The organism is Herbiconiux daphne (assembly GCF_024979295.1).
In the GTDB taxonomy this organism is placed as follows: Bacteria; Actinomycetota; Actinomycetes; order Actinomycetales; family Microbacteriaceae; genus Herbiconiux; species Herbiconiux daphnes.
Genome location: NZ_JANLCJ010000402.1, coordinates 1 through 696, shown reverse-complemented (window position 1 = coordinate 696; position 696 = coordinate 1). Strand labels below are relative to the sequence as shown.

Below are 696 nucleotides of genomic sequence, written 5' to 3'. Positions count from 1 at the left end.
CGATTTAGAAAGAAGTTTTCGATCGCTACTGCAAGGATCATTACAAAGATGGCCATATTACTTATCTGGGCATCCGCGCCGATGAACCCCGCCGCCTAACGCCCCGCGAAGGCGTTCGCTATCTTGCCGATTTTGATGATTCAGAGAAGCCGGATATTTTAGCATGGTGGAAGAAACAGCCGTTCGATCTACAGATCCCCGAACATCTGGGTAACTGCGTTTTCTGCGTGAAGAAACGCCCTAATAAAATTGCGCTGGCCGCTCGCGATGAACCGGAGTTAGCCCGCCAGTTTTTAGAAGTTATCCATTCGCCAACTGTTCGACCTGTCCCGCATCGTAAGCAGCAAGATAATAAAATCATGTATCGCTTTAATACTTCACTGGAGCAAATTATTGCGACTAGCGCCCCGCTAAGCCGCGATGAAATCTATGAAGCTTTGAAAGGCGATCATTCCTTCGATACGGGTAGCTGTTCGGAAAGCTGCGAAGTATTTAACGATGATTAACCCCCGCCAGGGGGTTTTATTCGGGGTGATCGATGGCCTATTTATATTGCGATTTAGAAACATATTCGCCCATTCCGCTTAAATACGGCTCCCATAAATACGCCGAAATGGCGGAAGTGATGTTATTCGCTTACGCGCTGGGTGATGAACCCGTAAAAGTATGGGACGTGACGCAAGATCCGCAGATGCC

The 696-nt window shown here is 48.1% G+C and carries 1 protein-coding gene; it reads left to right on the top strand.

Annotated features, from left to right (window positions below; genetic code table 11):
* Positions 1-227 precede the first annotated feature (227 nt).
* Positions 228-506 carry a hypothetical protein gene (locus N1032_RS25490; RefSeq protein WP_259543389.1) on the top strand — a complete coding sequence of 93 codons (279 nt, stop codon included), beginning with the start codon at positions 228-230 and terminating at the stop codon, positions 504-506.
* The last annotated feature ends 190 nt before the right edge of the window (positions 507-696 follow it).